Source organism: Aquirhabdus sp., from assembly GCF_046462495.1.
In the GTDB taxonomy this organism is placed as follows: Bacteria; Pseudomonadota; Gammaproteobacteria; order Pseudomonadales; family Moraxellaceae; genus Aquirhabdus.
In genome coordinates this window covers 261,549-275,258 of the sequence record NZ_JBKGVE010000007.1, presented here as the reverse complement: position 1 = coordinate 275,258, position 13,710 = coordinate 261,549, and the positions used below count along the sequence as shown (strand labels likewise).

At 48.2% G+C, this 13,710-nt stretch carries 14 protein-coding genes; 7 read left to right on the top strand and 7 right to left on the bottom strand.

Features of this window, described 5'->3' with window-relative positions; translation table 11 throughout:
• Positions 1 to 230 precede the first annotated feature (230 nt).
• From cysM to ACLHG7_RS09330, 3 genes are all read left to right on the top strand, one after another.
• Positions 231 to 1,124, top strand: coding sequence for a cysteine synthase CysM (cysM, locus tag ACLHG7_RS09340; protein ID WP_410210870.1), 894 nt, complete (start codon positions 231 to 233; stop codon positions 1,122 to 1,124).
• A 49-nt stretch (positions 1,125 to 1,173) separates the two neighbouring features.
• Positions 1,174 to 1,959 (top strand): 3'-5' exonuclease, encoded by a 786-nt coding sequence (locus ACLHG7_RS09335; RefSeq protein WP_410210869.1) that lies wholly within the window; start codon positions 1,174 to 1,176, stop codon positions 1,957 to 1,959.
• A 137-nt stretch (positions 1,960 to 2,096) separates the two neighbouring features.
• The gene (locus tag ACLHG7_RS09330; protein WP_410210756.1) at positions 2,097 to 3,254 is read left to right on the top strand and encodes a D-alanyl-D-alanine carboxypeptidase family protein; all 1,158 of its coding nucleotides are present in this window, start codon (positions 2,097 to 2,099) and stop codon (positions 3,252 to 3,254) included.
• A 52-nt stretch (positions 3,255 to 3,306) separates the two neighbouring features.
• Here ACLHG7_RS09330 and ACLHG7_RS09325 read toward each other — a convergent pair whose 3' ends face one another.
• Together ACLHG7_RS09325 and ACLHG7_RS09320 are read right to left on the bottom strand one after the other, a co-directional pair.
• Positions 3,307 to 4,554, bottom strand: coding sequence for a DUF445 domain-containing protein (locus ACLHG7_RS09325; protein WP_410210755.1), 1,248 nt, complete (start codon positions 4,552 to 4,554; stop codon positions 3,307 to 3,309).
• A gap of 75 nt (positions 4,555 to 4,629) precedes the next feature.
• The gene (locus ACLHG7_RS09320) at positions 4,630 to 5,328 is read right to left on the bottom strand and encodes an Abi-alpha family protein (RefSeq protein ID WP_410210754.1); all 699 of its coding nucleotides are present in this window, start codon (positions 5,326 to 5,328) and stop codon (positions 4,630 to 4,632) included.
• A gap of 402 nt (positions 5,329 to 5,730) precedes the next feature.
• Between ACLHG7_RS09320 and ACLHG7_RS09315 the strand changes: the two genes are divergently transcribed.
• The 4 genes from ACLHG7_RS09315 to ACLHG7_RS09300 all read left to right on the top strand — a co-directional run bounded on the left by ACLHG7_RS09315 (position 5,731) and on the right by ACLHG7_RS09300 (position 8,550).
• The gene (locus ACLHG7_RS09315) at positions 5,731 to 6,144 is read left to right on the top strand and encodes a hypothetical protein (protein WP_410210753.1); all 414 of its coding nucleotides are present in this window, start codon (positions 5,731 to 5,733) and stop codon (positions 6,142 to 6,144) included.
• A 298-nt stretch (positions 6,145 to 6,442) separates the two neighbouring features.
• Positions 6,443 to 6,991, top strand: a complete 549-nt coding sequence (locus tag ACLHG7_RS09310) for a sigma-70 family RNA polymerase sigma factor (RefSeq protein WP_410210752.1) — start codon at positions 6,443 to 6,445, stop codon at positions 6,989 to 6,991.
• 22 nt (positions 6,992 to 7,013) lie between these two features.
• The gene (locus tag ACLHG7_RS09305) at positions 7,014 to 7,748 is read left to right on the top strand and encodes an anti-sigma factor domain-containing protein (protein ID WP_410210751.1); all 735 of its coding nucleotides are present in this window, start codon (positions 7,014 to 7,016) and stop codon (positions 7,746 to 7,748) included.
• A gap of 106 nt (positions 7,749 to 7,854) precedes the next feature.
• Positions 7,855 to 8,550: a YoaK family protein gene (locus ACLHG7_RS09300; protein ID WP_410210750.1), complete on the top strand. Its 696-nt coding sequence runs from the start codon at positions 7,855 to 7,857 to the stop codon at positions 8,548 to 8,550.
• 63 nt (positions 8,551 to 8,613) lie between these two features.
• Here the strand turns inward: ACLHG7_RS09300 and ACLHG7_RS09295 are convergent, their stop codons facing one another.
• The 5 genes from ACLHG7_RS09295 to ACLHG7_RS09275 all read right to left on the bottom strand — a co-directional run bounded on the left by ACLHG7_RS09295 (position 8,614) and on the right by ACLHG7_RS09275 (position 13,691).
• A complete protein-coding gene (locus tag ACLHG7_RS09295; protein WP_410210749.1) occupies positions 8,614 to 9,168 on the bottom strand; it encodes a fasciclin domain-containing protein in 555 nt (184 codons plus the stop codon).
• Positions 9,169 to 9,448: 280 nt separating this feature from the next.
• A complete protein-coding gene (locus ACLHG7_RS09290) occupies positions 9,449 to 10,447 on the bottom strand; it encodes an ABC transporter substrate-binding protein (protein WP_410210748.1) in 999 nt (332 codons plus the stop codon).
• Positions 10,448 to 10,535: 88 nt separating this feature from the next.
• On the bottom strand, positions 10,536 to 11,624 hold the full coding sequence (locus ACLHG7_RS09285; protein ID WP_410210747.1) for an isopenicillin N synthase family dioxygenase: 1,089 nt from the start codon (positions 11,622 to 11,624) through the stop codon (positions 10,536 to 10,538).
• Positions 11,625 to 11,807: 183 nt separating this feature from the next.
• A complete protein-coding gene (locus ACLHG7_RS09280; protein WP_410210746.1) occupies positions 11,808 to 12,680 on the bottom strand; it encodes a sugar phosphate isomerase/epimerase family protein in 873 nt (290 codons plus the stop codon).
• 84 nt (positions 12,681 to 12,764) lie between these two features.
• Positions 12,765 to 13,691, bottom strand: coding sequence for a tRNA dihydrouridine synthase (locus ACLHG7_RS09275; RefSeq protein WP_410210745.1), 927 nt, complete (start codon positions 13,689 to 13,691; stop codon positions 12,765 to 12,767).
• Positions 13,692 to 13,710 lie beyond the last annotated feature (19 nt).

Sequence of the window (13,710 nt, the reverse complement as noted above, 5' to 3'; positions counted from 1 at the left end):
ATTCTAAATCGGTTTTAGCATAGTTATCCAGTCAGGATTGAAATCTCAAACTATTTAGCCCATTCACAATGATTACACCTGATGCGGTGCAAAAGTATCGGTTTTTCTCTACAATCTCATCTGTTCAACGTTTTCATATTTTGTTTGAGTATATTGCCATGCTGCAATCCGTCGTTCCCTCCAGTGAGTTCACGCAAACAGAGTCAACTTCCTCACCGGCTCTGACATCTATGGTGATTGATTCGACTATTGGCAATACCCCTTTGGTTCGTTTACAGCGCCTAGCGGAGCATACCCAAGCGACAGTCCTTGCAAAACTTGAAGGCAATAATCCGGCAGGTTCGGTGAAGGATCGTCCTGCGTACAATATGATTATGCAGGCTGAGTTGCGCGGCGATATCAAAGTCGGGGATACCCTCATTGAAGCCACCAGTGGTAATACTGGTATTGCACTGGCCATGGTCGCTGCCATGCGGGGTTACCGCATGATTCTGATTATGCCGGATAACTCCACTCAAGAACGCAAGGATGCCATGTTGGCGTACGGTGCGACTTTGATTGAAGTGCCTGCGCAAGGCGGTGGGATGGAAGCAGCACGGGATCTGGCGTTGCAAATGCAGGCGGAAGGCAAAGGTCGTGTACTCAATCAGTTCGGCAATCCAGATAATTCGGATGCCCACTACAAAACCACAGGCCCTGAACTCTGGCAACAAACGCAAGGCAAAATTACCCATTTTGTCAGTTCCATGGGGACGACCGGAACGATTATGGGAGTTGCGCGTTATTTAAAAGAGCAAAACCCTGATATTCAAATCATTGGTTTACAACCGGCGGATGGTGCCCAGATTGCAGGTATACGTCGCTGGCCTAAAGAATACCTACCGACGATCTTTAAGCCTGAGCTGGTGGATCGCACCATGGACATTCCGCAGATCGAGGCAGAGAAAACCATGCGCAAATTGGCGCGTGTAGAAGGGATCTTTGCAGGTGTTTCCTCAGGGGGAGCCGCATGGGCCGCAATCAAGATCGCTGAAGAAAACCCAGGGGCGGTCATCGCCTGCATTATCTGTGATCGCGGTGATCGTTATTTATCAACAGGGTTATATTCTGTCATTGATGAGTAGTTTGAAACGCCGGACGTGCTGAACAATAAAGACGAGGATTAGTCATATGATGAATCAGCCGATTTTGGTTTTTGATATTGAAACAATCCCTGATGTCAAAGCTGGCCAGCGGATGCATGGCTTGGATTTACCTACCCCCGAGGCGCTGCAGGCTTTATCGCTGTTGCGGCGTAGCGAAGCACTCGGGCGTTATGATGGCAGTACCGATTTTCCACGCTTGCCCTTTCACGAAGTAGTCTGTATCTCTGGACTCTGGGTTGGATCAGGCGAGATGAAACTGTTTTCGTTTAGCCAGCAGGACTTGTCTGAACGGGATATTATCGCGCGGTTTTTTAGTGTGTTTGATAAACACTTTCCAACGCTGGTGAGTTGGAACGGCGCCGGTTTTGATGTGCCCGTTTTGCTCTATCGGGCCATGTATCACAAGCTCTCCGCGCCACGCTTCCTCGATCAGGGCGAGCATGACACCAGTCGGCGTTATGATAATTATCAGAACCGTTATCAAACCCGACATACCGATCTGATGGATGCCATGGCACTCTTTAACAACCGTAACTTCCAGCGTTTGGATGATATTGCGCAGCTCTTTGGTCTGCCCGGCAAACAAGGCGTGAGTGGCGCAGATGTCAGTAGTCAGGTGCAAGCGGGTCAGTGGCAAGCGCTCAAAGAGTACTGTGAAGGCGACGTGCTCAATACTTGGCTCGTTTATTTACGCTGGCAACTCTTGCGTGGACAGCTAGATCTCGCTGATCACGATGAGTGGGTCCAACACACGCGTGATTTCCTGGCGGTACATGACATTCATCGCGATGGCTTTTTAAAGAGCTGGGTTTAAATCTACGACCAATCCATTTCTGTGATCGCGATCCTGATTCTTTTGGATTTCACCTTAAACAAAACGTGATTTCTACCGTCATCGTGACCGATTGGCACGATGTTTTTTTGATTTCTTTACACAATGATTAGTTTTTTATGACGTTATTTTTATCCTCTCGCCATGTCGGACTCATGATGGCGATCACCCTATCCGCACCTGTATATGCAGTACTGCCTCCAACCGTAGCGTTTCCTCAACTGGATAACAAAGCTTACGCCCTACTGGATTATTCCACTGGACAAGTGCTGGCTTCAGTAAATCCCGATGCCGAGTTGCCTCCCGCGTCACTGACGAAGATGATGACCAGTTATATTATTGGGCAGGATTTAAGTAGTGGTCGTTTCAAAGAGCAGGATATTGTTCGTATGAATGCCACAGCCCTCTGTCAGAGCCAACTGGGTGAGTCCTGTATGCGCATTCCGTTGAATGGTTCGGCACCCTTACTGGATATGCTGCGCGGTATCGTCATCCAATCCGGCAATGATTCAGCCCGAGCTGCTGCGGAGTATGTGGGAGGGAGTCAACAGGCCTTTACTGAGCGCATGAATGTTGAAGCCAAGAAACTCGGCATGCACCATACCCAGTTCATGAACGTCTCGGGCATGCCGATGTCTGGACATTATGCCAGTGCGTATGATTTGACAACTTTGGCGCGAGCCATCATCCATGAGCAACCGCAATACTTCCCCATTTATGGTCAACGCCAGTATCGCTATAGCCCCGCCATTTTGCTTGAAAGCCATAATCCCTTACTGGCCGACCCTACGGTTGATGGCATGAAGACAGGGCATACCAATGAAGCAGGATATTGCCTCGTTGTCACGCAGAAGATCGGTAGTATGCGTTTGATTAGCGCCGTTCTAGGTACGAAAACCAGAGCAGAATCCGGTATTCAGTCCAAAGCATTATTAGAGTGGGGCTTTAATCAATTTGAGACGCTGAATCTGAGCGCCAAAAACCAAGTCCTGAAAACTGTGCCGCTGTGGTTGGGTCAGAACAATACGCTGGATATTGGGACTGCAGAGCCCTTTGCCATCACGATTCCGCGTAGTCAGCGTCAGAATGTGCAGATTCAAACGACCCTGATCACGCACCTCAAGGCACCCATCACTCAAAATCAACACGTGGGGTCGATGACTGCGACCTTGGATGGTCACGTTCTCGGCACGGTACCTTTGATCGCATTGAATCATGTGCAAGAAGGGAATGTCTTTAAGCGAATGATTGATTCTGTAAAATTATTATTGATTTGATATTTTTGCGAGAGGAGGGGGGTATTCCCCTCCATGCAGCGCTCATGAGAAGTTATCGAGCAAAGTGTTCCATGAGTATCACTTGTAGTTCCCCAACTAAAAAACCGAGTGTTGCACCCACCGCAATCAGAATCCATTCATCTTGCTCAAATGCTGGGTGGAGGAGTTCTTCAAATTCCTCCAGCGTGAGTTCGGTCATTTTTGAGGCCAGAGTTCGTTCCAGATCCATGGCATCTTCAGCATATTGTTCGATATTTTTTAGGGTCTCCGGCAAGCGTTTGATGATCTCCTGAGCAACCAAAAGCTTCATTTCCTGATAGCGACCACTCCCTACGGCAAATACGACAAAAGGCTTCGCCATTCCGGATTGTTCATCTACGACCAACTGCACATGTTTTTGAACCATCCCAAACAGGCGATCTGACAAGGGACCGCGCAGTATGGAGTCGATGATATTGCGCGGTGTGACGACCTCTTTGGCAATCAGGCGTCCATATTCTGCAGACACTTCATGACGACGCTTCAAAAACAGGCCTTGCCATTGAATCAGACCACCCAAGTATTTGGTCGGCTGCTTGGGATTGAAGACCATTTTCAAGGCGAGCCAGTCCGTAAACCAACCGGTGAATAGACCGAAAATAGGCATCACCCACGGGGAGTGCGTCAATGCCCAAGTCACGGCTTGCACGATACCGATGACGAAACCAAAGAGTGCCCCAGAGTTACGAATGAAGCGAAATTCGCCACTGCCCGCTTCTAGAAAGATTCGGTTCAGGAGCTGTTTATCACGTAAAAGGCTGGTGACGACCATGTCTTTGAGGTCAAATACGGAGCCGATATTGGTTTTAATATCACTCATGATGTTATTGACGATATTGGGTGCATCGTCTTGAATCCGGCGAATGATCTTATTTTTGACGGATTGCGGTGCAACTTCCCAAAGACCCGGGGAGTAGTGTATAGCGACTTCACGGGTAATATCTTCGATGGCCTCAAGCAGTGGTTTTTCGATTTCTTTGGCAATCCGATCGGGATCCAGCTTATTAAAAATATCTTCGGGGCTGATCAGTTTGGTGGTCATCGTATCGCAAGCGATCCCTGCCATGACGGCGGCCTTACGCGGTACTATCCCTTGCCAGCCCAAGTAAGGCTTAATCCCAAAGAATTCCAGCGGTCTGAACATCATATTGATTGCGACGATTTTGGTACCGTAGCCAATGATCGCGGCAACAAAAGGCATGGAGGCGTAGAGCCACCAGTTTTGCTGCACATCGACGACTATTTCTGACCATGTTTGCATTTCTTGTTATTCCTATCCATTAATGGCGTGGTGCTTATTTTTCATCAGTTTACGAGCATTTTTTACTCAACGTATTTAACGCTGACATGCTGCCCAGAGGCGTTCCCCGAAGTCGGATATGCGTAGTGTATGCCGAATAATCCTGCTGCGCTGCCCATTTTTTTTCAGTTGTTCAAGGACCTTGCGCACCACAGGTTCAGTTTCTAATATTTCATACTTCATGGTTTGGCTGTGTTCAACCGGTTCAATTCTGACGAGCCCCATATTGCGTAAATGCTGGACATAAATATGGGTGAGATCCGCGCATTGAACACCGCAGTTCTTGCCGACACTGGAGACGCACTCGACCGCATAATGCGTCCACACAAATCGAGTACCAGCTTCGACATGAATGAGTGGATAGCCGATTCCTTCAGAGAGCGCTGACAGAATACGGGCTTGATCGGGTACTAATGACTCTAGAATGGTGTAGAAATAGTTGTATTCCGCTTGCTCTCGGGTCTGGATTTGTGAGTTTTCCAGCAGCTCGGAGAGTCGCGCACTGAGCTGTCCTGAGGTTGAATGATCGACTAAGGCATGATCAGCTTCAGTTGGCTCCATCAAATCCAGTCGATGTTTGATCTCATGCAGCAATCGTTGTTCTGCGTATTTAAGCTGATTTAGTGCAAAGTCACGTCCAGGCAAGTTCTTTAGAATGCGTGATAAACGCGGTTCAGGTGTGGGCGCAGCTTCGAAGATACTGACTTCGTAAATTTTTGATACGTCGTTATTCATGGCGTTGCTCACTTTCAGTCACTTCAATGCTTGAGCGGGTAAAAAAAACATGCAGTTCATCATGATTACCGCAAGTCATTGTGGCTGATTTGCTTACTGTGGATGATTACTAATGGTTTTAGTGACGTCGTGAGGTATTACAGGTATTTTTGTCCATGATTTTCGATGTCTGGTCCTTTTTGTGTGCATTTTTTGAAATTATTGTGATCTACTTCTAAGATTCGCTATTATGCGATTGATAGTATGAAGATGCATTTACAGAGTCAATAGATTTTTGACTTCACATGTGACTGGATGTCGAGGATTTACTTTCGCCTTGAGATATGGATAGATCGAATTCATTTTAAGACCATGTCAGTCGTTCTAAGTGAGTTCTGGTTTTGTTGAATATGGAGAATGACTTTGCGTAAGATTTACCTTGCCGCAGCGCTGTTGTGTAGTTCACTGAGCTATGCAGAGGATCCTGCTTTGATTGCATCCAATCATCCGATTTTGGGCGTATGGAAGTGGACGACCCCAAACGCGGGTTGTTCAGAGCTATATAACTTTAAAGCTAATAATCGTTTAGGCTTTGCAAGCGGCGCAGAAGTGGGCGAGAGTCTGTACACGGTTTCCGCTGAGCCTAGCCCGAAAGGCTATTACCGGATTGAGAATACAGTGGCCACGGATAACGGTTCGAACGATTGCCGCGGGCAACCGGGACAGTCAGGGACGCATTCCACCTTATTTGCACGTTTTAGTCCTGATGGCAAGCAGGTGAAAATGTGTTTTGGGGAGTCTGATGATCAGTGTTTTGGGCCATTGACGCGTGAATAAAAACATTAATGTTTCTTGACTGAACATGAGGGGATCATACCTCTCTCATCTGGATTCATTGCATCCCCCCCATAGTGATCTTTTGTAGTTCAAATGATTTTGAACTCCTAGGATTAGCGCGCATAACAAAATATAAAAATATTTTTGAATCCAAAAACATCTTTTTTGCGTAATACCTTTGAGATGACCACGCCCACTTGATTTTAATCGATGGGTGCGACTTCTTTTATCATCAACGATGTATGCTGCCGATATTATCTGCACGGCATCACATTACTCATTGGTATGGATCAAGATCATGTTTGCACCACTTGTGGATGAACAGACTTTATTGTTGCAAATTGGCCAAGGTAATCGTCAGGCATTCCGCCAGCTTTATGATCAAACCTCGCCTCACTTATTCGCGGTGGCATTGCGTTTGTTACGTAAGCGAGATAGCGCTGAGGAGGTACTGCAAGAGGTTTTTTTGACGATCTGGCATGCCGCTGATCAATACGATATTGAGCGGGGTTCTGTGCGCACATGGCTATCCACGATCACGCGTAATCGATGTATAGACCGCATTCGCCGTGCACCTGTGGAGACGTTACCACTTCAGGATGATGACGCCCTAACCTCTGAAAAAGATGATCCTCTGACCCATGTACTCTATCAAGATCATCATGCCCTATTATCGGTTTGTTTGGGGGAGTTGGATGAACAGCAGCGCCATTGTGTATCACTAGCTTTTTTTGATGGGATGACGCATCAGGAAGTTGCTACTCATCTAACTGTCCCGCTGGGGTCCGCGAAGACATGGATCCGTCGCGGTCTAGAGTTTCTCAAGAAATGTATGGGAGCCCTATAAAATGACTCGACATGATGACGTTATGGACAGAGAAGAATCGCCTTTAAACCTGATCGCTGCTCAATATGTACTGGGCACTTTATCGGCATCTGCACGGTTACGTTTTCAGGCTCGCTTGCAGCAGGAACCTGCGCTTCGTCGGTTAACCTATGCATGGGAGCGCCGCTTGAACCCGCTGACTCATCTTCTGGTTCCTCGACACGTACCACCCGAAGTTTGGCAAAAAATTGAAGCACGACTTGATGCTATCGTGCCTTTGTCGTCTGATCCAGCACAACCTGTCGTAGTCAAGGCGGCGAATGACGGGTATTGGAAACCTTGGGCGTGGGCGAGTTCAGCGATAGCGGCTGGCCTTGCGCTCTTTATTCTGGTTCGTCCTGAAGGAATAACGCTACAGCCTCCTGTGACAGCACAAGTACAACTTGTGAGTCATGATGTAGCGGTGCTTAGCACGGATAAAAATGCGCCAGCATGGGTTGTACGTCAGCAAGGACAGACCTTAGTTTTGAGTGCGCTGAATACAGAAGCCGTTCCTTCAGGTCGTGATCTAGAGCTCTGGAGTATTCAGGGCAATACCGTCCCACGTTCTCTGGGCGTACTGCATATCAAAAATGGTCAAGCGACTATCTCAGGAGTTGCCGCAGATCTGGTCGTCAAGGACAGTACACTTGCAATCAGCCTAGAGCCAAAGAATGGATCACCGACAGGGCAACCGACAGGTGCAGTGCTCTATACGGGTAAAATTATCCGTGGTTAGGGCATTATATTTTGAAGATGATGCAAACAAGGGGTATGGCATGTCACCAAACTGGGATATTCTCATCTGAATTTGGTGGCGCTCTCTTGGGTGTGTTGAGGCTTGTATGGCATCTTCAGAAGTGATGATTAATCCCAATTTTAGGGTTTCAGTGCTACTGAGCTTTATCGCGGGCTATATCGATACCATCGGTTTTGTTGCTTTTGCTGGTTTATTTATGGCGCATGTCACAGGCAACTTTGTTCTGATCGGCGCGTCGATCGTGAGTCAGCACGGTGGTTTGATCGCCAAACTTTTGGCATTGCCAACGTTTATTGCGGCTATTGGTCTCACTATGCTGATCGTTCACTTCTGCGAGCGACGTCAGCGGTCGGCAATTTCCCCCCTTTTACTGGCTCAAGCATTTTTTCTACTGTTGCTTATGGTATTAGGCTTGATGCTGCCAGATCGGTCCCACCCTGATAGTCTACTGAGCATTGTGACTGGAATGATGGGTGTGATTGCGATGGGGATACAGAATGCCAGTGGCCGACTGGTGTTTAATGATCTTGCACCATCCACCGTCATGACGGGTAACGTGACCCAAGTGGTGATCGATAGTATTAATTTCGTGCGTCATCGTGGCAATAATAGTGCCGAGGAAAAGCGCATCAGAAAGATGCTGCCTGCAGTGCTGGCGTTTGCGCTGGGCGCGATCAGCGGGGCGCTGTTTTATCACCTTCTGGGATTTTCTGCCGTTGCCCTTGCGATTGGGTTATTAGCCATCGTCTGGTGGAATCGCGCATTCTCAACGTCAGAGTAATTTTTAAAAATAAAAGAATCAGGCTTCTATAAAGAAGCCTGATTTGATGTTGTGCAATCCATATTATTGCGGCATCAATACAGTATCGATCACATCAATCACACCGTTGGATTGATAGACGTCATAAGTGGTGATGTTGGCATAACCACCTTTTTCATCCCACACGAGGATGTTATGCGCACCATTCATGCTGAAGGTCAAGGTGCCGCCACTGGCGGTTTTGAGTTTCGCTTTACCCTGTTCTTTGGCAATCAGTTTAGACAATGCAGCGAAGTCATATTTACCGGGCACGACATGGTAGGTCAGTACTTTGGTTAAGGTGGTTTTGTTTTCAGGTTTCAAGAGTGTATCCACCGTGCCAGCAGGCAGCTTGGCAAAAGCTGCGTTCGTCGGTGCAAATACGGTGAATGGTCCTTTACTTTTTAGCGTATCGACCAGACCTGCCGCTTTAACCGCCGTAACAAGAGTCGTGTGATCCGCAGAGTTGACCGCGTTGTCTACAATGTCTTTGCTGGGCAGCATGCTTTGCCCGCCGACCAGTACAGGGCTATCAGCCAGAGCAACATTACTTAGAGTCATAGATGCCGTTAGAGCGAGGGCGAGAGATAACTTATTCATGGGGTTCATCCTTTCTCAAAATTATTAGGTAAGGTGCAATCAAGTCAGATATTGATTGTGGGTGCTACCTAGAGATATACGCAGTCGGGATGCGTTTGGATTCAAAAAAAGATGGGTTATTTTTTTAATTTTTAGGATTGTGGTTTTTAGCCATTCCCGTTGAAACTCATTTTGATATAATTAATTTATTTATAAAAATAAATCCTCAGGCGGTAAGACGTCGCTTGAGGATTCAGTGGATATTTTGTTGACTGATAGCGCTTTTCAGTCTTGGTCAGTCTTATTTGCCATGCACGACATTCGGATCAATGAAACTGTCTGCATTGAGCAATTGTTTATAGGCGCCTGTCGTGACGTTAAATTGATTGACGAAATAGGTTGAGCCATAGATTGAATCAAAGCCTTTGCCCTTAACCATGGCTTTTTGATTGGCTGTGAGATCGAGTAAATGTGTGCCATTCAAGAAGTGTTGATACGTCGCAGGTGCAACGCCGACACGGCCAGACATGATACGCACCGCATCCGGTTGAGTTTTCGGGTCATTGATGTACTTCACGACGCGATCCCAGACTTTGCCCATCTTGATCCAGTCTGCACGCTTGGCGGCAAGGCTGGCAGGGTTGACGGTGATTCCGTCATAGATCAACCCCGGTGCATCGGCTGAGGTGTAGAGTGGATGTGAGCCTGCAACGGCTTTGAGCGTCTGGTTTGCAACAGGCTGCCACACGGCGACTGCGGCGACACTGCCGGAAGCCAAGACTTGCGGCAATTCATTGGTTTTACCGTTCACCAGTTTGACCGAGGATTCAGCGACGCCATTTTTTTTGAGTGCATTGACCAGTAGTAGGTGATCGACGAGTCCACGTTCGACACCGACTGATTTACCCGCTAAGTCTTTAATGGATTTAATCGCCGGTGTACCGATGACCATGTCATTGCCGCTGGAGTAGTCGGTGAGCAGTACCATGACGCCTTTAGTACCGCCAGCCCCTGTGACTAGCATGTCGCCATTGGTTGCACCGACTGCATCGAGTTTGCCTGCGGCAAAGGCATCCAGTGATGCAGAGTAATCAAACCATTGGAAGCTTGCATCAACACCGGCTTCTTTTAACCAGCCTTTATCAATCGCGATCTGCCAAGCAACAAAGCCCGGCCAATCGCTGTAGCCAATTTTAAGCGGCGCCGCTTGGGCGTGTGAAATGTGGAGCCCTGCTGTGCTCAGGATGAGCGTTGCAAGCGCAGTCCGTTTGATGAAGCGTTGAGTCTTAGATGCTGTCATGATGTTTCCCCGCGGATTTAAAGTTAAAAAAGTGAATCGTTGTTTACAGTGGTGTTACGTGCTTTGTTGCTGAATCGAAATATTTGCCTTACACCTTGTGCTCAGATGGGCCAAAGGAGTTTAGCGGTCGTGCTTGATGACCCAGTTTGAGTGAGCCGTTGTTGAGCCGGACCTTGAGGTAGCCAAAACTTTGCGCGGTCTGGGCAAACAGATGCTCACCGGCATTCAGTGCTGGATATTTTTGAATCGTTTCCGCTGTGGCAAAGGCTGGCAATGGTTCTACATGGGTGTGGTAGTCACAACCAAAAAAGAGCGGAAATGAATAGCGTTCCGTGCTGACCTTACGCACGCGATGAGCGGTGGCGACAAACGTGCCACCACTCCAGATTTCCATGAGATCGCCAATATTGACAATAAAGGCATCTTCCATGGGCGGGGCATCAATCCATTTGCCTTCGCCATTGACGACTTCTAGTCCGGGTGCCGTGGGTAATAAAATAGTGAAGCACTCATAGTCTGTGTGCGCACCGATACCTGGACTATCGCTGGCGCTGGCATCAAAAGGGTAGTGAATCAGGCGCAATTGGGAGGTGGGGTTCTGGATAAAGCCATTAAACGCTTCTTCGGCCAGCCCCAGTGCGAGCGCAAAACCGTGTAAAAGGGTTTGACCCAGTGCAAAGACGGCTTGGTAATAGGTGCGAATCGCTGCCTCAAACCCTTCCTGCTCCGGCCAGATATTGAGCCCATGCATCGGTGTTCCTGCAATCACATCAGGGTCATCGACTGAATGTTCAAAGCCCAAATCAAAAGCTTCTTTACGATCATGCTTGCCCGTGGCGAACACTTCTTCTCCTTCCGGAACATAGCCCCGATGGGCCAGATTCCCTGAGTTTCCGATGTAGTAGCGCATTTTTTCAGTTAAAGGCAGATCAAAGAAATCACGAGTTTGCTCAATCAAGTGGCTACGCATTAATTTGGATACCGCATGGCCTTTGATATAGAAAAATCCCACTTCACGCGCGGCTTTACCGAGGGCTTCTGCGGTGTGGAGGCGAACGGAAAGATCAGGACTGTATAACCCTGAAATATCAATAATCGGTAGTTGATCGAAATGATGCGATGTCGGTGGCGCGGGTGTTACGGTTGTTTGTGAATGTGTTGCTGGTGCATGGTACATGGCGTAAACACTCAGACTGAATCTGGTCGTCCAGAAAAAGTAAGCACCATGATGTCTGGGTCGTCCCAAACGGTGGGTTATCAATAACGCGTCATACGCGCTAAAAACAAATCATTAATGTTCATAAAAGCAAAGGACATGCCATTTTTTAAAAATGAATGCGAATCAATGCTGTGACAAAATTTAAGCAATACTGGATTCGGCACGCTTTAAAAAAGCACTGTCATGGTGCAAAAAATGCACTCTTTCGGTGTCTCCGATCCAGCGATTCATCTGCCAAATGTCAGCCACTTGCTCACCTGTAAAGGGGATCTGATGGGTATAGCCATCTGGACCACATTCCGGGGTTAGGGTGCTGATCTGATAGCCTTGCGCGCGCTGTGCATCCCACACTGCTTCCCAGCAGCGTTGATGCGATGCTAGACAATCGGCATAAGCGGGGTCTGCTGGATGAGGAACTTGCGGGCCTTGCGGATAACCGATCCGACCATGGACATGATGGCCATGTGGCGCAAGTTCAGCAATCGTATCCCACTCACTGTCCATCAATCGTTCTGAGACAACGACCCAATGGCTAAAGTCGCAGGTCAATTTGAGAGCGGGTACTTTACGCACGACATCACGGGTGACCCATGGATTAAAAAAAGAACGTCCGCGATGCGTCTCAAAACTGCAGATCACATCATGTTGATCTGCGATATCGACGGCTCGTGAGAAAAAATCAATTTGCTGATCCAATGACCATGCGTCGCAACCTGCCATCACATTAAAAAAGCGCGGCTTAAGGTCTTTGCCATTGATAATTTTTGCTTCAAGATCAGTAAGGTGATCGGCAATCGTTGCGCTGCGCTCAGGTACATAACTGCCAGCTGTACAGATCTCTGCGATCAGTCCTAAACCTGATTCGGCGACTTCGATTGCGAAGCGTTCACGCTTGGCTGGATCATGAGGGATCGGGGCTTCAATGCCATCGAACTCTGCTTCGCGAACTGTGTTAAAGGCTTCGGATAAAGGCCCGTGAAAACCCCAGAAGGTTTTGTACAATTGTAATTTCATCGTAGAACTCACAAGGTGGAAGGAGTCTTCATCCAGCAAGTTCTGTACCATGGATTTTTTGAGATGGGAAAATAATGGCGTGATTTAAGCTAAAGCGGTTTGAATTTCTGCCCGCAGTTCACTGAGTTGTTTGGCTTTTTTAAGTTTAGCCCACAACAGTTCGGCTTCACTATAACCTTGTGTGAGCATCCCCAGCCACTGCTTATAGCGTCCAACAAGTCCTGCATCAGTCTTGGTTGGACTGTCCAAGAAGTCGAGTTGCAACTGAAGCAATGTCGCCCAGTCAATCTCAGCTTGACCACGAATGCGATTCACCAGATCTGGGCGCGTGACTGCACCGCGACCTAGCATGAGATCCACACATCCTGATACTTCCTGACAGCGCGTAGCGTCATCTATGGTCCAGATTTCACCGTTGGCAATCAGGGGAATTTTGACGGCTGCGCGTACTGCAGGCAGCTTTTCCCAATACGCAGGCGGCTTATAGCCATCCGTTTTGGTACGGGCATGAATGGTTAGCCACGCTGCTCCCGCTGCCTCAATCGCCCGGGCATTATCCAGTGTCCGGCTATCGTCAAGATAGCCTAGGCGCATTTTTGCGGAGACAGGGATATGGGCGGGTACAGCGTGCCGAACCGCGCTGATGATCTGGTAAATCACCTCGGGTTCATCCAAGAGCACCGCACCGCCACGATGGCGATTGACAGTTTTTGCTGGACACCCAAAATTCAGATCAATTGCAGGTGCTCCAAGCTCCGCCGCAAAAGCAGCATTGTCTGCCAAAGCAACTGGATCATTGCCTAAAAACTGGATATGTACGGGTGTGCCGCTGTCTGTTTTACAGGCATTGTGTAGTTCAGGGCAGTAGCTGTGAATCACATGGGCGGGTAGAAGCTGATCGGTCACGCGAATAAACTCAGTCACGCACCAGTCGTAAGAACCGACTTCGGTGAGTAGACGACGCATGGGCGGGTCGGTGAGACCTTCCATTGGGGCGAGGATGAGTTTCATGTGAGGGGAGATGTGATCA